Genomic DNA, 19,815 nt, shown 5'->3' on the forward strand with positions numbered 1-19,815 from the left:
CCATACCCGGCAGGTTTTCCAGACTCGGCAGGGCGATGTAACCCGGTGCGGCCTAATTCACGAAACGGTTTGTGCTAAAGCTTCGAAAGTAGATTACAACATAAATCATTTATCCTCATTCTGTATTAATTGAAAAATACTGATTCCTCTTTACTAAAAAGTAATATACCTGTATGAGAATGAATACAAACACCCATATCGACAAGTATAATACACTAATAGTTAGCGCAAAGGATATAACTGCTAAAATGATTGTCACTAAAACACCTACGATATAAAATATATCTGGCAAATAATGACTGATCTCAATAGTGGTTTCATTAGGATATACACTTATTTGATGAGATGATTTCCACCAATCCATCTTCATGGTAACTGTATAATCTCCTTTGGGCAAATCAAGCTCTTTGCTCTCATTCCCTTTTAATGTTAAGGAATTATCGTTTATGGAAATTTTCAATCGTCTCAAAGGGAGCATCCCAATTCTCATAAGTTTTACCTTCATCATTAGTTTTCTTTATCAATTAATTTACCTGGTTTTAGAAAAGGCATAGCCAATTCATCTCGTTTTAGTACGAAAATGCGCAATAGGCACTAAGGATCCCCATCCCCAGTGCCGTTGGCCCTGCGATCATTAAACCTACGGGGCCGAACATTGATGCAACACCTGCAACAAGCCCTACAGATGAGATAAATCGATTTGCTGAAGTGCTACATCCACCGCCGTTTACTTCTTCCATTTGTTCAAAATTCAATTCTTTCATGATCATTTGATTTAAAAAATTAAAAACTAAATTCACGATTTACCCGTTAGCCTTGAAGTAGTATCGTGTTACCACATACAGGCCGGCCCGTTGAAAGATGGCAAGGTTCCAACTTTTTTGGCCGCACCGGCGGGCCATACCCGGCAGGTTTTCGATACTCGGCAGGGCGATGTAACCCGGTGCGGCCTACTTCACGAATTTATTGATGCTCATTTTTTGTAATTTTCAATTCATCGGGCATTTCAAGTTGTCACAATTTCTTCTTATTTCCACCTTGAAAATTATCAACGACCCAAAACTAAGAAGCGGATAATTAACCTATCTGACTGAATTGATTATCAGCGATTTTCATTCATACCATGGCAGTTTTATATTGATATCATAAAGGATAATTATAGCCCCGACAACGATGCAAAGACAGCCAATAATTATGAACAACAGGCGTCCTTGTGGAAAATTCTTCCGAAGTAAAGGGACGTGCTTTATGTACCAATTAGTTATGGGGGTAACCCTAAAAAAGAAACTAAGCATGAGCAAACAGCCTACAGTGATAAAAACAATCCCTGACAGTTTCATAGGTTAAGTTTTAAGCAATTATGAATTATAATCTATTACGCCGGCAGCGCATCCTGCTCCCATGACACCGACTGCCAGCCATGGGTTCCATGCTGTAGCAATCACAGGCATCAGCCCGCCGCTTACTGCTCCGCTTAAACAGGCAGACCAACTCCAACTAAATCCGCCGTTTACTTCTTCCATTTGTTCAAAATCCAATTCTTTCATGATCATTCGTTTTAAAGAATTAAAAACTAAATTCACGATTTACCCGTTAGCCTTGAAGTAGTATCGTACTGCTACATACAGGCCGGCCCGTTGAAAGATGGCAAGGTTCCAACTTTTTTGGCCGTACCGGCGGGCCATACCCGGCAGGTTTTCGATACTCGGCAGGGCGATGTAACCCGGTGCGGCCTACTTCACGAAGCGGTTTGTGCTAAAGTCAAAGGTCTGTTTCATTTTTATTTCTCCAGATAAAGTTCTTTAAACCATTTAAGATGTGCCCAACCAATGAATACTTTCCAAATTTCGTTCTTCTGTATCAAGCCTTTTTTGATTAACCGCGTGCTGTCTAGAATTGGCCGGTAAATCAGGGCATAGCATAAAAGGCATAAAACAAAGGCCGTGTGGTACTCCCAGACCACAAGAAATAGCATAAGCACGGCAGGAACGATGATTGCCGAGATGTAAAAAAGTAATTAATGATTTCATAGCTGTTGTTGTTTCAAGTTTATATGGTTTCGTCTGTTCTTTGGGTTTCTCTATCTACTTTGTTTGCTTGTCTAAATTCTATTTTAACCGATCAGGTTTTCATGTCGGCTTTTCCAACTGTCATGTACCATCATTAATCTTTCCAGTATCTATTTCAATCTATCATGCACTGTCATTTATCTCTCATGCATTTATTTCAATGTGTCATGTACTCTTATCAATTTGTCATGCATCTATTTCGATATATCATTTATTCTTATCGATGTATCGTGCATTGGCTTTTATGCTTCATGCACGCCTATCGATGTGTCGTGTACTTTTATCGAGGATTGGTGTATTCATTTCAATGTCTCAAGAACCGTTAAAGGGAAGCCGTGTCCTGTTTCCGGCTTCCTTTTATTCCTGATCAATGGGGATTTCTTCGATAAATACTTCTTTCTCTGAGTTGAAATTGTCGGCCACGGTAAGAGCGGCGATTAACATGGGCAGGGCCCTGTAATTGAATTTTTGTGTTATTTTAAGAGTTTTTAGTTGTTATAAAAAATTGCTATTCATCAAGCTGACCACGGCAAATTATTCATTAGCCCAGGCAGGAGTTTGCTCTGCAATCAGCACCTCTTTTTCTCAACGAAACTCTTAAACGCACACAAAAAATTTTAATCGATCGGGGTGGCGGAAGATTAAAATCACTTCTTTATTCCCATTCAGGATAAAAGGTTACCTAGTGAAAATATGCTCTTAAGCATAATCTTCACGTTTTTGCATTATCTTTGATTTTTCCAACAAAAAAATCCCCACCAAACGGCAGAGATTTTTACTGATAATTATCTTTCAGAACTATCCTAATTCCTCGTATTCGTCTCCAAACGAAACTCCCATTTTTCGCGCTTTCAAAATCAATGGATTGTCTGGCTCAACTAAGCTCAACTTGCCACCAACGTCGGCCAGCGGAACTGTTTCCAGATAATTATTCCTTATAGCTACCATCGTACCAAAATTTCCTTCAGCAATGCATTGCGCTGCAAAAGCTCCGTAACGGGTAGCTAATATCCGATCCATCGGAGTCGGACTTCCTCCACGCTGGACATATCCCAAGACGGTTTCACGGGTTTCAATCCCGGTATAAGAAGAAATGGCCTCTCCAATGTGTGCTGCTGCTGAAATTTTCTTCGGATGATTGATCCCTTCAGCAACCACGACAATCGAGTAAGGTTTATTACCCTCGTAACGCTCCTCAATTTTTTTACAAACCGACCGAATATTATAATCCACTTCAGGAATCAAAACAATATCGCCCCCTCCGGCCAACCCGGCGTAAAGTGCAATCCAACCTGCATGGTGGCCCATTACCTCAATAATCATGACCCGCTGGTGCGAGTTTGCCGTGGTGTGGAGTCTATCAATAGCTTCTGTTGCAATTTGCAAGGCCGAGTCGAAACCAAAAGTTACATCGGTTCCCCAAACATCATTATCAATGGTTTTTGGAATCCCAATTACATTAATCCCTTCTGCGGCAAGTCTGTCTGCTGTTTTCATCGTGCCATTGCCTCCGATACAAACCAAGGCATCTAAATTTAAGTCGTGGTAATTTTGCTTAATCAACTCTGGTTTTTCGTCATCACCTTCATTCACAAACTTAAAAGGTTTTACACGCGACGTACCTAATATCGTACCTCCCAGTGTAAGAATCCCTGAAAGATGTGATTCACTCAACTCGACATAGTCTTTTTCAATTAAGCCGGCATAACCTGCTCTAAATCCAATCACCTCCATCCCGTAATCGACGATAGCGGTTTTTCCAACACCTCTAATCGCTGCATTTAAACCGGGACAATCTCCTCCGGCTGTTAAAATTCCTATTCGCTTTGACTTATGAGTACCCATATTATCACAAATTTTATAAATGTCACTCCAATGTGACTAGTTAAAACCAACTATCGAAATTACTAAAAGAAATCCGCTTTTTGATGAAAAGCTGAAAATTCATGCCCCTTTACACCTTGGGGAAAGGGATTTGAGTAGATCAACTTAACTCGAATTCAGGGGAAAAGCGAAATCTTAAATCAGTATGAAACGACCGTGCAAGAATGCTTTACAAACAAGCATAATTAAAATGAGGGAGTTACATCCAATACCTTTAAAAACTTTTAATTTTAATTGGATGAAATTTTTAAAGATTGCTATACAAAGCCATTTCAATTTGTCTACTGTTTGTTCTGTGTTTTTTATTAATTTCGCATCGAATAAAATAAATTCATTAGAATTTATATCAATAACCTAAAAGATTAATAACCATGAGAAGAGAGTTTTTGCTACTACTCACAGCTATTTTTGCAATAGCTACAGCCTGTAATTCGGGCACAAAGAAAAAAGATGAAGCCAACGAGGAAAAGTCGGCTCAAGTTGAAGAAACAGTTCCCGACAACACCTTAACCGACGCAGAAAAACAAGCCGGTTGGGTATTGCTATTTGATGGAAAAACCAGCCAAGGCTGGAGAGGTTACAACAAAGATCATTTCCCAAGTGGATGGCAAATTGTTGATGGAACTTTAATGTGTAAGGGGTCTGGCGAAGGCGAGGCCGGTGCAGAGGATGGTGGTGATATTCTGTACGATGAGAAATTTAAAGATTTTCAGTTGAAATTAGAATGGAAAATTTCAGAAGGCGGAAACTCCGGTATTTTTTACCTCGGAGAAGAAGTTGAAGATTGGCCAATATACAAAACAGCACCTGAAATGCAGATTTTGGATAACGAGCGCCATCCTGACGCGATACTTGGAAAAGATGGAAACCGCAAGGCAGGGTCGTTGTATGATTTAATTCCTGCAGATCCACAAAATACCAAACCCGTTGGAGAATGGAACAGTGTTGAAATTATTTGCTACCAGGGAACGGTTGTGCATAAGCAAAACGGCGAAGTTGTTGTTGAGTATCACCTGTGGACTGATGATTGGAACGCATTGGTTGCTGACAGCAAATTCCCTGGTTTGAATTCGGACTGGGCAGATGTTGCCAAAGAAGGATACATCGCTTTGCAAGATCATGGAAATGATGTTTGGTTTAAAAACATTAAGCTCAAAAAATTATAATTAAAATTGATCTCAATTTTAATTTAAGGGTTGCTGTTGCAACCCTTTTTTGTTTTTCATACTTTCATATCAGGTTTTCAATGACTGAAAAGTTCCATTTGAAATTACGTCGTACATGCTCGTAAAGGGTTCTTGCTCGGGGGAATTGATTGTAGGCAAATTCTATTGAATACCTTTAAAACAGTAGATAAAGTGAGATAAACACCATTGAAAATTTTAAATTAAAAACTCATGAAAACCATTGGTCTTGTAGGAGGAACCGGCTGGGTTTCAACCATGGAATACTATCGATTGATTAACCAGCTAATGAATCAGAAAAAAGGAGGACTGCATGCCGCTCGTATGATGATTTATTCTGTCAATTATGGTGAGATTGATGCGATGAACCAGAAAAATGATCAACTATCAGTTATGCTTACCTTAAAACACACGGCCTTGAAGTTGGAAGCAGCCGGTGCTGATTGCTTGCTACTTGGAGCCAATACTTCACATCAATACGCTGATGACATTCAGCAAGCTCTAAAAATTCCATTAATCCACATTGGTGAAGAAACAGCATCTGTAGTTTCTAATACCGGACTTCAAAGAGTCGGTCTGCTAGGCACAAAATACACCATGGAAATGGACTTCTACAAAGAAAAGCTGAATGAAAAATCGATCGACGTTTTAGTTCCTGAAGAAGATGACCGAAGCTTTATTCACCACTGCATTACCAACGAACTACTGGTCAACCAATTTTTACCTGAAAGCAAACGGCGCTTTTTAACAATTATTGAAAAACTAAGGGTTGTGGGGGCTGAAGGAATTATTCTAGGATGCACCGAAATTCCACTACTCATCAATCAACAAGATTGTACGATTCCTCTTTTCAACACAACTGAAATTCATGCAAAAGCAGCTGTCGAGTTTGCTTATTAACGACTACGAAAATGGTAGCTATTCGCTTTGAGGACATGAAACAGCAATTCATCCGGATCTTAACCAAAATGGATTTCCCGGAAGACAAGGCGCAGACTTGTGCACGCATTTTTGCTGAAAATAGCTTGGATGGCATTTATTCGCACGGAGTAAATCGGTTTCCACGTTTTATTGAATATGTGCAGAAAGGCTATATAAATCCACATGCCAAAGCTGAAAAAGTTGCCAGCATGGGTGGCATCGAACAATGGGATGGCAAATTAGCCCCGGGTCCTACCAATGCACTATTAGCATCGGAACGAGTGATGCAATTGGCTTTGGAAAATGGTATCGGGCTTTTGGCTTTGGGCAATACCAACCACTGGATGCGGGGTGGAACTTATGGCTGGCACTGCGCAAAAAAAAGGTTTGCGTTTATTGGTTGGACCAACACCATTGCCAACCTTCCGGCTTGGGGAGCCAAAGAATGTAAGCTAGGAAATAATCCGCTGGTTTTTGCTATTCCGTATCAAGATGAAGCTATTGTTTTAGATATGGCCATGTCTCAATATTCCTATGGGAAAATGGAAGACTTGCAAAGGAAGAATGAGCAATTGCCTTTGCCTGGTGGATTCAACAAAAAAGATGAGTTAAGTACCTTGCCAGGCGAGATTTTAGAAACTCGCCGCCCTTTACCAATTGGTTACTGGAAAGGAGCAGGACTTTCGTTAATGCTTGACTTGCTCGCCACGATCCTTTCGGCAGGCCTTTCCACCTCCCAAATAACACGACAAAGTCAGGATGAATATGGAATTTCTCAAGTTTTTGTTGCCATCGATTTGAAACAACTGCCCAATTTCCCGGCAATTGAAAAAACGGTGCAAGCGATATTGGACGACTTTCTGGAAGCTGAAAAAACCGATCCGGATGGTTCAATCAGATATCCGGGACAGCATACCTATAAAACACGAATGAAAAACCTTAAAAATGGTATTCCGGTAAGTGAACAGATTTGGAATGAAATTCTTGGGTTTTAATAAAAAGTACCTGGAACAATTATCCCGAGCACGACCCAATTAAATGTCTTTAATCAACTATTCGTATTGCTGAATAATACTTCCTGTTAATCGCAATAGCGAGGTGTGCGTATCAATAAAGTTATAAATCGCCTGAAGCTTTCGCAATGAGGCATTCAGGTATATCAGCTGCACATCTCTAAAATTGAACGAATTGATCGCCCCATTGTCGAATTTTTCCTGCGCAATTTGCAAATTCAGTTTAGCGGCTTCCATATTTTCGTCGGCGACATCCAGCAATTCCTTTCGAACCAGATAGAATTCATACAAATTATCCATCCGATTGAACAGCTCATGTTGCATCTGGTCAAGTTCCACATCACCACTTTCTTGTTGAATTTTAGCAATTTGCAAGGCCCGTTTCCGGTTGCCACCGCTAAACAGATTATAGCTCAGTGTAAAATTACCGTACATATTATCAACTTCATTCCACGAGTAACCGCTGTTTGTGCTTTTCAAATCTATTCCGGTTCGTGTGTGGGTAACTCCGCCCGAAAATGACAAATTCGGGTAGTATGAACTTTTTGCGGCCATCACCGCATTTTCTAAAAGATTCTGGTTGATGTACTGGTTCTTCAAGCTCTTGTTATTAGCAATCATCTGGTCATGCAAATCGGTTAAATTGTACTCAACCGGAATGGCTTCAAATTTATCATCCAACTGAAAGGTATTGTTGGTGTTGTCAGCCATCAGAAAAGCCAGGTCACGCAGGGCATTTTTATAGCCTACCTGCTGTGATAAATAATTTGTTTTATCATCTAAATAGGCATTTTTCGCCTGTAAAACCTCAAAGGTTACAGCCGAACCAAACTCTCTTCGTTGCTCAATTCGTTTAAAACGATCTTCGGAAAGCAGCATGACATCCTTTAAAACTTCCAGTTGCTCTTTCTCTAACAAAACAGCGTAGTAGGCCAGCACCACTGCCTGAATGGTACCTTCAACCATGATCGCTGTATTTTGCTTCGAGAGGTTTTCCAGTTCGGCAAATCGCTGTTTGCTGATGTTTACCGAAAAACCATCAAACAAAGTCCAATTGACCGTTAGTCCACCTGAATAACGACTTTGTTGGAAATCGTCATTCTCGTTGAGGTTGTTCGAAAAATTAGCTCCTGCCGAAACCCCGACATACGGATACCGTCCGGCATTCCCCCAGCTGTTGTTCAACTCGGCGACTTTTAAATCATTCTTCGTTAAGGTGATGTCATAGTTATTCTCAAGAGCCGCTGCAATCGCCTCGTTCAAGCTTAAGCTGGTTTGGGCATTCGTAGTTGCAAATGCAAATAAAAACGCTGGCAACAATATTCCAAATATTGTCATCTTCACCAATTTATCCATAATTGAAAAGGGTTGGTATTTTTTACTCATCTTGACTGTCCTTTTTCTCAATTTTTTCAAGTTTTCTCAAACTATGTATGTAGGCAATTTCAACCTCCTCGGGTTCAAATTTACGGCCGTACCACAACTGACGAACAACTCTGCGGATATCATTCAAAATCATGATCAATGCCGGGAAGAAAAGTAAGATAAACAAGGTTCCGAAAGCGACTCCATAGACCAAAGAAATAGCCATTGGGATTAAAAATTGTGCCTGAAAGCTTTTCTCCAACACAATTGGAAATAAGCCAAATGAAGTGGTTAAGGTGGTCAGAATAATTGGTCGCAAGCGGTTTTTCCCGGCCTCAACAATAGCGTCCCGAACTTTCGTGCCTCGTGTTATTTGCAAATTGTATTTTTCCAGAAATACAACTGCATCGTTTACAATTACCCCGGTAAGAGCAACAATTCCCCAGGCACTCAGAATTGAAACAGGTTTTCCGTGTATTCCATGTCCCCATATCGCACCGAGAACTGCCATTGGAATCATAATCAGGATTAGTAGAGGCTGTTCGAAAGATTTAAAATTGATCATCAGAATAAAAACAATTATCAAAAATGCGAGCGGGAAATACAGCATCATATCATTCATATTCCGCTGGCTCTCTTTTTGTTGCCCTTGATATTCGACCTGAATCCCCGGATACATCACCTTCAATTCCGGCACGACAGTTTCTCCAACTTGCTCCAAAATCTCAGTAACCGAAGCATCCGGATCAACAAGTTCAGCTTCAACACGAATCTCTCGCTTCCCATTAAAACGTTGAATATTAACCGGGCCACGCTCCAAATGATAATCGACCAATTCTGTCAGAGGATATTCTCCCTTTGCGGTTTTGATTTTCATTCGCTCCATTTGTCCTATCGTTTCACGGTCCTCTTTTGGATATCGTACCCAAATTCGCAATTCATCACGCCCATCCTGTATTCGTTGAGCCTGACCGCCATAAAACCCTTGCCGCACCTGGCTTGCTATGGAGGATTCATTGAAACCAAGCATATAAGCCAAGGGCTTCAACTTCAATCGGACTTCCTGCTTTCCAAGTGAATTATTATCAACAACATCTTTTAACTGGGGCATCTCCTCCAACTTTGTGATTAGAAAATCCCTCGCAGCCCTTATCTCTTCAATATTTCGCGACAATAAACTTATGGATACGGGAGCTCCAAAACGACCTCTTGCGCCAATTGTAAACTTTTCTGCTTCATTTACCGGTCCTATTTTTTTCTTTACCCGGTCTATAATTTCATAACTACTGATTCCGGTTTCCTCTGAATTTCGTGGAAAGACATTAATATTTCCTGCATGTGCTCCCGTTTCTTGCCCATCGAAGGCGGTCCCTAAACTCAAGAATGCATTATTGATGATGTCAACAGAGTCATTATAATCTTCTTTCATTTCTTCATTTACTTCCCAAACAACATCTTCAAAATGTTCCAGATAGGCCATTGTTTGTGCTTCACCTTGACCAGGAGTAAATGCAATATTGATGTTAAACGAGTCAAATTCCATTCTTGGGAAGAAGGTCGTCTTGATAATCTGTCCTCCAATTAGTCCAAACGTTATTAAAAACATCGCAACCGGAATGCCGATAACGACATAACGCCATTGTACGATTAATTTCAAAACCCGGTCATAGGCATAATCGCGCAGCCAGGAGAAAAACCGTTCGGTGTATTTTCGCAAACCCTTCGCTTTCGAACTCATCGCGCGTTCGTTTAACACCGAGGGACTGCTAAGGTGAGCCGGTAGAACAAAAAATGCTTCAAAAAATGAGAAGAACAGGCTGGCACATACGATAAATGCCATTTCATACATCATCTCCATCCGACCAGATATAAAAAACAGCGGTGCAAAGGCAATCATTGTTGTTGAAACAGAAGTAACAACAGCTGGTACAACCTCTACAGTTCCGTCAATAGCAGCTTGCATTGGAGTCTTCCCCATTTCAAAGTGCTGAAAAATATTCTCGCCAATAACTATTCCGTCATCTACCAATATTCCAATAACCAAAATCATCCCAAATAAGGAGATCATATTGATTGTTACTCCCATTAAATTTGCAACAATGAACATGGCCAGAAATGAAGAAGGGATCCCCCAGGCAACCCATAAGGAAAGGCGAGTACTCAACATTAATCCCAACACCAGAACCACCATCACCAACCCTTGAAATCCATTTGTATACAACAGGTCTAAACGGCTATATAACAACTCCAGAAATGAAAATGTAATATCAATTTCAACTCCTTGATGTTTGGTATTAAATTCTTCAATATAACCGCGAACATATTGATCAATTTCTTCCAAGTCTTCAACAATCAACTTGGAGACACTTAGGGTAATGACGGGTTTCCCTTTAATTAAGCTCTTTGTTGGTGTCTCTGCAAATTTCTTTTTTACGGTAGCAACATCTCTAATTCGCAATAAACTGCCATCCGTATCGGCACGAAGAACGATATCTCCAATTTTATTGGGGTCAGCACTTCTGGAGCGCAATCGGATGATGAGTTCTTCCTGCATGGAACGAATCTCACCTCCGGAAACATCTTTATTATTTTGGGAAATCGCATTTTGTAAATCTGAAAAAGTCAGCCCATAGCGGAGCAGCGTTTCCTCCGATGCTTCAACCGAAATTTCAAGCTGAGGAAAACCATATATGGATACCTGGCTAACTTTCCCCGATGCCAGTAACTCTTCTTCAACCTGCTGCGCGTAATCTTTTAGTGTCAACAAATCTACATCGCCAGTCATTCTTAAAAACATGGCACGCGAAGTTGTGCGCTGTTTATATACAATTGGTCGTTCTGCCGCAGTTGGGAATGATGATATCCCATCCACTGAGTTTTTCACCTCAATCAGGGTCTCGTCAATATCAATGTCTCCTGTAATCTCAATCTGAACACGAGTTGAATTCTCTGAAGATGTTGATGTAATCTCATAAATACCGGGAATGCCACGCACCGCTTCTTCAATACGCGAAGTAACCCCCTCTTCCATCTCTACAGGGGAGGCTCCGGGGTAGAAAACAGAAATATAGATATTTCGTGAAGGTCGTTCCGGGAAAAACGACTTTTTCATGTTATACATGCTCAACCCACCGACTACAAGAAGAAATACGATGATTAGGTTTGCGTAAAATGGAAATCGAACAAAAATTTCAACTAGCTTTCTCATTTCTTAACTTTCAGTATTTCCAATTGTATTCGCTTCCAATATTTCAACCGGTGTTTTTTCCTTCACGTTAATCAATGATTCCGTCACAACGTATTCGCCTTCCTCCAGCCCATCAAAAATCAATGTTGAAGTATTTACTTTTATAATATGAATCTGCTTCTTTTTCAAAAAACCCTCGTCAACTACAAACACATCATTGGTATTAAAAACAGCACTCCTGGGGATTTCCATAGCCTGCTTGATTGGTAATCCCGGAAAAACGACCGATAGATATTCGCCTGATAATAATGCATCATTGTATTTCGAGTCCACCTTAACAAAAATACTGCGCGACTGCGTGCTCTCATCAACAAAGGCTGCTTTTCGCACTACTTTCCCTGTCAACTCAAGACTTCCCTTATTAACCGTGACTTGATCTCCAATTTTAATCCAACGCGAAAATTCATTTTCAATAGGAACTTCCAACTCCAACAAATCTGTTCGAATCATATTCGCAATTTGTCCTCCCGTATTCACATAAGCGCCAACTTCAGAATTGACCTTGGTAAAAGTACCATCAAATGGAGCATACATTGAATGGCGTTCCAGCTTCTTTTCATCTTGAAGGATGCTGTAATAGCTATTAAGAATACCCTGACTTGCTAAAAAAACTTTCAATTTTTCATCGTTGTAATCGGGCAAATCCGGAAGTGTCCCGTTTAAATCAATTGCATTGAAGAAATTCAAATAACTCTGATAGTGATCTGGAAAATCAATTTTAATATCGGGTAGGATATTGGTTAAGCTATTCAGAAATAGGCTCTTTTTACTTTTCAATGCTAATTCAACCTCATCTTTATATATTGTTGCAAGATGTTGTCCCTTTTTAAACGTGGTTCCCTTTTTTAATCTCACATCGCCAGGTTCAATTTTACCAGGAGCTTCGGCAACCAATAGAACTTCGTTTCCCGACACAACTCGTCCCTGAGCTTCAACCGATGAAATGACCTCTGAATAGTCGACTTGCTCAGCAGATACATAGCGCTTCACTTCAGTTTCGGGTTTTTGAACCGGTTCCGGTTTCATTGAAATAAATAATTTTGACAACACTGCAGATCCGCCCAGCAAAAAAATAAGACCTACAACTACAAACGTAATTTTTCTCCAGTTCATGTTCGATTTATTTGGATTGTAACATACAAGGGTTCAACACCATGTTAGCTTTATTGAGATAATACAAACATCTGAATTGATTTTTTTAGATGTCATTTGAGATAAAAAGTTTAACCGATTGAAAAACAAATTCCTAATTTATTGACTCCTGTCATTTTTACGCATTGGAGATTTTTCAAGATTAAAAGTTCGCAAGATCGAAATATAATTACAAGAATTTCAAATTTATTTGTAAATTTTTCTTAATCCAACTTTTCATAAATTTAACTCTTCCATGGAGTCGAATTCAGAACAAAAACTAAACGTTATAAGCTACTGGTAAATCAGTTTTATATACCTTTGCATCTCTTATTTGATTTGAAGTCAACGTAAATGCAAGTTATAAATTTTGACACCATTGTAATTGGTAGCGGTTTGGCAGGGCTATCAGCTGCCTATCATGCGTCGAAACATGGTACTGTTGCCATTATTACAAAATCACAGTTGGACACCAGTAATTCGTACTATGCACAAGGAGGAATTGCGGGAGCAATAAACGAAGACGACTCTCCGAAGTTACATTATCACGACACAATTGTTGCGGGGCGAGGGCTATGCGAGAAAGAGGCTGTTAAGATTCTGGTAAACGAAGGTCGCGACCGAGTGTTAGAATTGATTGACATGGGAATGAAATTCGACCGAAAAGATGGAGAATATATTTTAGGTCTTGAGGGAGGACACAGCAAGCGAAGAATATTGCATGCCGGCGGAGATGCTACCGGAAAAGAGCTGACCGGCTTTATGCTTGAGAAAGTTCGTAATCAGGAAACTATTACTTCATTTGAATATACGGCGGTCACCCGATTAATTATTGAAGAAGGTCGTTGCACAGGAGCGCAAGCAATTGATTTTGTCTCGGGCGAGAATGTAATTTTCAAAGGCCATGCCAGTATTCTGGCTACCGGAGGTTTATCGCGTATTTTCAGCCGAACAACCAATCCGCATACCGCAACAGGCGATGGTGTTGCATTGGCATATGAAGCCGGTGCGCAATTAGCCGATATGGAGTTTATCCAGTTTCATCCTTCAGCACTCTTTGTGAAAGACAAAGACGCTTTTCTAATTAGCGAAGCGGTACGTGGAGAAGGAGCCTGGCTGCTCAACACCGTCGGAGAGCGTTTCATGAAAGAAGTTCACCCATTGGCAGAGCTTGCTCCACGCGATATTGTTGCATTTTCAATCTATCGGCAAATGCAAAAACACAAAAGCAAGCACATCTACCTATCCATGAAACATCTGGATGCAGAGAAAATAAAAAAACGATTCTCAAACATTTACAGAAAGTTGCAGGAATATGGCTACGATATGACCAAAGACTTGCTCCCGATTGCTCCGGCAGCTCATTATATGGTTGGGGGCATAAAAACCGATCTGGATGGAGAAACGAGCATCCCCAGCCTTTTTGCCTGTGGCGAAGTCGCCTCTACAGGCGTTATGGGAGCCAATCGGCTAGCCAGCAACTCCCTTTTAGAATGCTTAGTTTTTGGCAAGCGTGCTGCCGAAAAAGCTTCATTGCAAAAGCCCAAACCGACAAAGGCTGAAAATTACGAAGCACTAACCAACAAACAAGAAAATGAACAAGCGTTCCTGAACATTAAAAACGAAATCGCTGATTTGATGTCCCAGAATGTTGGGATTGTTAGAGAAGGTCGATTTCTTCAGGAAACCATTGATAAGTTACACGAAATTAACACCCGAATTCCTGAGCAGCTGACAGATTATAATCAACTAAAAACGAGACAAATCGTTGAGATTTGTTTGCTAATTACACAATCGGCACTCTTGCGGGAAGAAAGCCGGGGAGGTCATATTCGTGAAGATTTCCAAAAGGAATCACCAGACTTCAGATTACATATTATTCAGCAAAAATATCAAGAACCTTTTTTTATTCCGATACAAAAATGATGAACGCAAATGAACTTGAAGCCGCCAACACACTAATCAATCTGGCGATAGACGAAGATGTTGCAACAGGAGACATCACAACCGATAATCTAATTCCGGCAGAAACCCGCCGTAAAGCCTATATGATTGCCAAAGCCGATGGAGTAATTGCCGGCTTACCAATTGCTGAAATGGTTTTCCGAAAGTTGGATGAGTCGCTGGTTTGGGAACCTCAAGTTGAAGAAGGAGCAAGTGTTACAAACGGCACCGTTTTGGTTCGTTTCGAAGCTTCGTACCGCGCACTGCTCACTGCCGAACGTACGGCGCTGAACTTCTTTCAACGTTTATCAGGAATTGCAACCATGTCAGCCAACTATGCTGATGCGGTTAAAGACTACAATACAGTGATATTGGATACCCGTAAAACATTGCCAGGCTTTCGCATGCTCGACAAATATGCAGTAAAAACCGGTGGCGCAACAAACCATCGCATCGGACTGTTCGATATGGTCATGATTAAAGATAACCACATTGAAGTAGCGGGAGGAATAACACCGGCAGTAGAACAAATCCGGGTCAAAGTTCCTGCTGATATTAAAATTGAGGTTGAAACAACCACGATGGAACAAGTCGTGGAGGCACTCAATGCAGGTGCCGACATTATCATGTTGGACAATATGGACAACGAAACCATGAGTAAAGCAGTGGAACTAATCGACGGAAGAGCAAAAGTTGAAGCTTCAGGAAATATGACCATTGAGCGACTTAAAGGTGTGGCTGCTACTGGTGTTGATTTCATTTCGATTGGCGCATTGACGCACTCGGTACAAGCAATGGATATTAGCCAGCGGTTGGAAGAATGAATCTGGTTATTGATATAGGAAATAGTCGGATCAAACTCGCTGTGTTCAAGAATAGTGAGATCTTACATCATATCGTTGTGGACGAATTGCATCCGGAGCATATTCAGGATTTACTTAAGAAACATGCTGATCTAAAAAATGTAATCGTCTCATCAGTTCGCGATTATTCGGCAGAATTGAGACATTTTCTACGGCAATCTTTTGACACCTATATTGAGCTGGATGCTGATACGCCTGTCCCAATAACCAATCGCTACAAAACTCCTGAATCACTTGGCAAAGACCGGTTGGCTGCAGCAGTTGGCGCAACGGTACTTTGCCCAAACCAAAATGTGCTGGTAATCGACGCCGGTACAGCGATTACTTACGAGTTCATCAGCTCTAAACACGAATATCTTGGAGGTAACATTTCTCCGGGCTTGACAACCCGCTTTAAAGCACTTCACCAATTTACCGGGAAACTACCCCTATTAACGGAAAACGAGAAAACCCCATTGATAGGAACAGACACTGAATCAGCCATTCAATCTGGAGTACAAATGGGCTTGCTTTTTGAAGTCGAAAAATACATCGAACACTTTAACACTATTTACGAAAAATTACAAATCATTATCACTGGCGGAGATGCGATTCTCTTTGATAAGAAATTTAAAAAAACCATCTTTGTACACTTTAATTTAACCCTCATCGGTTTAAACAGAATTCTGGAACACAATGTTAAAAAGACTTAGCGGAATTTTCACTTGCGGATTGTTCGTTCTAATGGGACTAACTTCATTCGCACAAAATAACAACACATCATCGCCATTTTCTCGTTTCGGTTTGGGAGACCTTCACGGTTACTCCCAAGGACGTTTTGCAGGAATGGGTGGTGCATCGCTCGGAAGTAGGCATCAGGTACAAATCAACTCTTCAAACCCCGCATCCTACGCTGCAATCGACAGTTTGTCATTTATATTCGAATTTGGAGCTGATGGTCGATTATCTGAATACAAGTCTGCATCGAACAGTTTTACAACCAACGATGCCAACTTCAGGTATTTCTCTTTCAGTTTTCCAATTACCCGATGGTCAGCGGCAACAATGGGAATTTCTCCATACGCAGACAAAGGCTATGAGATATATACTGAGGTAGATGATCCGGATATTGGTCGGATAGGATATAGTTACTTTGGAACAGGTACAATTTCGAAAGCCTATTTGGGGGCAGGGTTTAACCTTACAGAATCATTGTCAGTTGGAGCTAACGTTTACTATCTGTTTGGTACCTTAAATCAAAATAATTCGATTTATTTTATTGATGATACCCAACAATACGGTTTTAACGAGATCGAACAAACCAGACTTCGTGATTTTGCGTATTTACTTGGTATTCAATATGACCTGAAGTTGAAAAATGACAATTTTTTAACAATTGGAGCCACCTTGGATAAAAAATCAAAATTCACCGCATTCCATAGTCTGAACCAAGAAAAGATTTTATCTTTCGGCGGAAGTACATTAGCAGACTCTGTGAGCACAATCGTAGATGAGCCCGGGAAAATTCAATTGCCTACCAGTATTGGACTTGGAGTGTCTTATACCATATTAAACAAACTTGAAGTTAACGCAGATTTCCATCATTCAAAGTGGAGTGAAGCCAAATTTTTTGGAAGCCCGGTTGCCGAATTGACTGACCAAACTAAAGTAAGTTTTGGAGCCGAATATATTCCGGAAGCAACTTCGATCCGCAGTTATATAAAACGCATCCGATACCGTGCAGGTATACACTTTGATAAGTCCTACTTAAAAATTAACAACCAACAACTTAACGAATATGGCATGAGTTTTGGTGTAGGTCTTCCTGTTAATCGTTCAAAGTCAACAATCAATTTAGCATTGGAATTTGGACGTAGAGGAACAATTGAGGATAACTTAATTCGTGAAAACTATACCAAAATAAGTTTATATTTGAACTTGTTTGATCGGTGGTTTATTCAACGAAAATTCGATTAACAAAAAAGTGTAACTTAAAAATAAAATTGATCATGAAACCTTTATTTTCTAAAACATTCTTGCTAACAATAGCAATTGTTGCTATAACTGGATTTTCATCCATTGCACAGCGAGTAATTAAAGGCACCGTCTATCGAGATGGAGAGCCAGCCGCAGGGGTAACAGTTGAAGCCCATAAATCAAACGATACATTCATGACCAGCTTTGATGGGAAATATGAAATCGAAGCAGATGAAAAATCGAAATACCTGAGATTTACTTTTATTGACGATTCACGCAAATTTGATATTGAAGGAAACAGTAGTAATAAAATCGACTTTAGTTTTGATGGTGAAATCCCAACAGGAGGAGCCACTGCTGACGAGGAGGGAGATGTAGATCTTCGGACGAGTCAGGAATTAGTTAAAGCTAAAGATCGCGATTTCATGAATAATCTTTCGATGTATGATCAATTTTACAAACAAGATGATTATAAATCGGCTATGAAGCCATGGAGAATAGTTTACAAAAAGTATCCAAAATCAACTCTGAACTTATATATCCATGGATCAAACATGTATGAGTACCTGATCAACAACACGGAAGATTGGGATCAAAAAAATGCATACATCGATTCTTTAATTTCAATTTATGACCGTCGTATTAAATACTTCAATCAAAAAGGTTATGTCCGTGGGCGTCAGGGAACAGACTTGTTAAAATTCAAATTAGCCAATGAAAATCTGGATGACGATCAATTAAAATCGATCCTCAAGACAGGTTACGGTTATTTGGAAGAGTCAATCAATTTACAACAGAAAGAATCAGAGGTAGCTGTTTTAGTTGTGTTTATGCAAGCGACGAAACGACTGTTCATCATGGGGGAGCTTCCAAAGGATCAAGTTGCTGCGAACTATCAAACAGCTTCTGATATTATAAATAATTACCTCAAAGCAGAACCAGAGAGTGAAAAATATTTAACTGCAAAAGATTTGGTTGATCGACTTTTCCAAACCAGTGGTGCTGCTGATTGTGAAGCGTTAATATCGCTCTATGAACCACAGTATGACGAAATCGTTCAGAATGTGGATGATTTGAAGAAAATGCTCAGGATTCTAGATCGTAGAGACTGTACAGAAAGTGAGCTTTTTGCAACAGCTTCTGAAAAACTGTACGATCTGGAACCTTCTGCCGAAGCAGCCTTTAACATGGCTCGTCTGTTTGTAAAACGTGATCAGTTTGACCGTGCGAAGGAATATTACCAAAATGCAATCGAATCGGAAACAGATAAAGAGTTATTGGCCAAGTATTATTACGAATTGGGCTTGTTCATCTTCGCAAAAGAGAATGATTTCCAAAAAGCAAGAGGACTTGCTCGTAAGGCTATTCAAAATAATCCGAACTCAGGTCGTGCATACATTTTATTGGGTGATATCTATGCTCAATACGCCAAGCATTATGGAGAAAGTGATTTTGAACATGCATCATTGTATTGGTTGGCGGTAGATTATTACCAAAAAGCAAAACGTGTGGATCCTGACGTATTTGCAAGTGCAAATGAAAAAATTGCAATCTATAAACGTTATTTCCCTGACAAAGAAACGATGTTCTTTCAAGGATTTGAAGAAGGTCAAAGTTACACTATCGGTAGCTGGATAAATGAAACGACCAAAGCTCGTGTCAAATAGTAAAAAAATAAAATCAAAATATTCAAGCATAAGCATTGCGATTCTCTCTCTGGGAATTGCAGTGCTTTTCTTTTCTTGTGCCAATAAGATCGAGAAAATCAACGAAGTATCGTCGGGAGAAAGGTTATATAGCGCCGAAGCTGAAGACTACGAGATGATCCACTCTGATTCAACAATCATTCGGTTTAAACTAATTACTCCTAAATTGATCAATTTTGATAAAGTTGACGACCCATTCATCGAATTTCCGGAAGGTGTGAAAATTGAAAAATATAACGAACAAATGGAGCAAACAGCTAGTATTACCTCCAACTATGCCCGTTATTTCGAGAAAGAAAAAAGATGGGAAGCCGAAAACAATGTGGTTGCTGTAAACCCTCAGGGCGACACCTTAAAAACAGAACAATTAATTTGGGAAGAAGAGAAAGAAAAAATTTATTCCGAACAATTTGTAAAAATTATTCGTAAAGATCAGGTAATTACCGGTATCGGTTTTGAATCAGATCAGAACCTGGCAAACTGGAAAATAAAAAATCCTAAAGGACCGCTATATATTGAAGTCGAAGAATAG

At 40.0% G+C, this 19,815-nt stretch carries 16 protein-coding genes; 9 read left to right on the forward strand and 7 right to left on the reverse strand.

The window, feature by feature from the left end:
• Positions 1 to 569 precede the first annotated feature (569 nt).
• The 4 genes from ACTB00_RS07805 to ACTB00_RS07820 form a co-directional block, all read right to left on the reverse strand.
• On the reverse strand, positions 570 to 764 hold the full coding sequence (locus ACTB00_RS07805) for a hypothetical protein (protein WP_463299353.1): 195 nt from the start codon (positions 762 to 764) through the stop codon (positions 570 to 572).
• A gap of 594 nt (positions 765 to 1,358) precedes the next feature.
• Positions 1,359 to 1,547, reverse strand: coding sequence for a hypothetical protein (locus tag ACTB00_RS07810; protein WP_463299354.1), 189 nt, complete (start codon positions 1,545 to 1,547; stop codon positions 1,359 to 1,361).
• 264 nt (positions 1,548 to 1,811) lie between these two features.
• Complete coding sequence (locus ACTB00_RS07815) at positions 1,812 to 2,030, reverse strand: hypothetical protein (RefSeq protein WP_463299355.1); 219 nt, start codon at positions 2,028 to 2,030, stop codon at positions 1,812 to 1,814.
• Positions 2,031 to 2,867: 837 nt separating this feature from the next.
• Positions 2,868 to 3,914: an ATP-dependent 6-phosphofructokinase gene (locus ACTB00_RS07820; protein ID WP_463299356.1), complete on the reverse strand. Its 1,047-nt coding sequence runs from the start codon at positions 3,912 to 3,914 to the stop codon at positions 2,868 to 2,870.
• Between the two features lie 410 nt (positions 3,915 to 4,324).
• Here ACTB00_RS07820 and ACTB00_RS07825 point away from each other — a divergent pair, with 410 nt between their 5' ends.
• From ACTB00_RS07825 to yiaK, 3 genes are all read left to right on the forward strand, one after another.
• Entirely contained in the window at positions 4,325 to 5,119 is a 795-nt protein-coding gene (locus ACTB00_RS07825; protein WP_463299357.1) for a 3-keto-disaccharide hydrolase, read from the forward strand.
• 231 nt (positions 5,120 to 5,350) lie between these two features.
• The gene (locus ACTB00_RS07830; RefSeq protein WP_463299358.1) at positions 5,351 to 6,037 is read left to right on the forward strand and encodes an aspartate/glutamate racemase family protein; all 687 of its coding nucleotides are present in this window, start codon (positions 5,351 to 5,353) and stop codon (positions 6,035 to 6,037) included.
• 11 nt (positions 6,038 to 6,048) lie between these two features.
• Entirely contained in the window at positions 6,049 to 7,053 is a 1,005-nt protein-coding gene (yiaK, locus tag ACTB00_RS07835; RefSeq protein ID WP_463299359.1) for a 3-dehydro-L-gulonate 2-dehydrogenase, read from the forward strand.
• A gap of 57 nt (positions 7,054 to 7,110) precedes the next feature.
• Here yiaK and ACTB00_RS07840 read toward each other — a convergent pair whose 3' ends face one another.
• From ACTB00_RS07840 to ACTB00_RS07850, 3 genes are read right to left on the reverse strand one after another with little or no spacing between them, the layout of a single operon-like run.
• Positions 7,111 to 8,457: a TolC family protein gene (locus tag ACTB00_RS07840; RefSeq protein ID WP_463299360.1), complete on the reverse strand. Its 1,347-nt coding sequence runs from the start codon at positions 8,455 to 8,457 to the stop codon at positions 7,111 to 7,113.
• Positions 8,450 to 11,644, reverse strand: coding sequence for an efflux RND transporter permease subunit (locus tag ACTB00_RS07845; RefSeq protein ID WP_463299361.1), 3,195 nt, complete (start codon positions 11,642 to 11,644; stop codon positions 8,450 to 8,452). Before ACTB00_RS07845 ends, ACTB00_RS07840 begins: the two co-directional genes overlap by 8 nt.
• Positions 11,645 to 11,647: 3 nt before the next feature.
• The gene (locus ACTB00_RS07850; RefSeq protein ID WP_463299362.1) at positions 11,648 to 12,796 is read right to left on the reverse strand and encodes an efflux RND transporter periplasmic adaptor subunit; all 1,149 of its coding nucleotides are present in this window, start codon (positions 12,794 to 12,796) and stop codon (positions 11,648 to 11,650) included.
• Between the two features lie 372 nt (positions 12,797 to 13,168).
• Between ACTB00_RS07850 and nadB the strand changes: the two genes are divergently transcribed.
• The 6 genes from nadB to lptC are packed head-to-tail and all read left to right on the forward strand — an operon-like array spanning position 13,169 to position 19,815.
• Positions 13,169 to 14,740, forward strand: coding sequence for an L-aspartate oxidase (gene nadB, locus ACTB00_RS07855; protein ID WP_463299363.1), 1,572 nt, complete (start codon positions 13,169 to 13,171; stop codon positions 14,738 to 14,740).
• Positions 14,737 to 15,582, forward strand: coding sequence for a carboxylating nicotinate-nucleotide diphosphorylase (nadC, locus tag ACTB00_RS07860; RefSeq protein WP_463299364.1), 846 nt, complete (start codon positions 14,737 to 14,739; stop codon positions 15,580 to 15,582). Before nadB ends, nadC begins: the two co-directional genes overlap by 4 nt.
• Positions 15,579 to 16,313: a type III pantothenate kinase gene (locus ACTB00_RS07865; RefSeq protein ID WP_463299365.1), complete on the forward strand. Its 735-nt coding sequence runs from the start codon at positions 15,579 to 15,581 to the stop codon at positions 16,311 to 16,313. Before nadC ends, ACTB00_RS07865 begins: the two co-directional genes overlap by 4 nt.
• Positions 16,297 to 17,577 carry an OmpP1/FadL family transporter gene (locus ACTB00_RS07870; protein ID WP_463299366.1) on the forward strand — a complete coding sequence of 427 codons (1,281 nt, stop codon included), beginning with the start codon at positions 16,297 to 16,299 and terminating at the stop codon, positions 17,575 to 17,577. Before ACTB00_RS07865 ends, ACTB00_RS07870 begins: the two co-directional genes overlap by 17 nt.
• A gap of 32 nt (positions 17,578 to 17,609) precedes the next feature.
• Positions 17,610 to 19,244, forward strand: coding sequence for a tetratricopeptide repeat protein (locus ACTB00_RS07875; protein ID WP_463299367.1), 1,635 nt, complete (start codon positions 17,610 to 17,612; stop codon positions 19,242 to 19,244).
• Complete coding sequence (gene lptC, locus ACTB00_RS07880) at positions 19,234 to 19,815, forward strand: LPS export ABC transporter periplasmic protein LptC (RefSeq protein WP_463299368.1); 582 nt, start codon at positions 19,234 to 19,236, stop codon at positions 19,813 to 19,815. The genes ACTB00_RS07875 and lptC overlap by 11 nt, the downstream gene beginning before the upstream one ends.

The sequence above is a fragment of the Sunxiuqinia sp. genome, assembly GCF_055140945.1.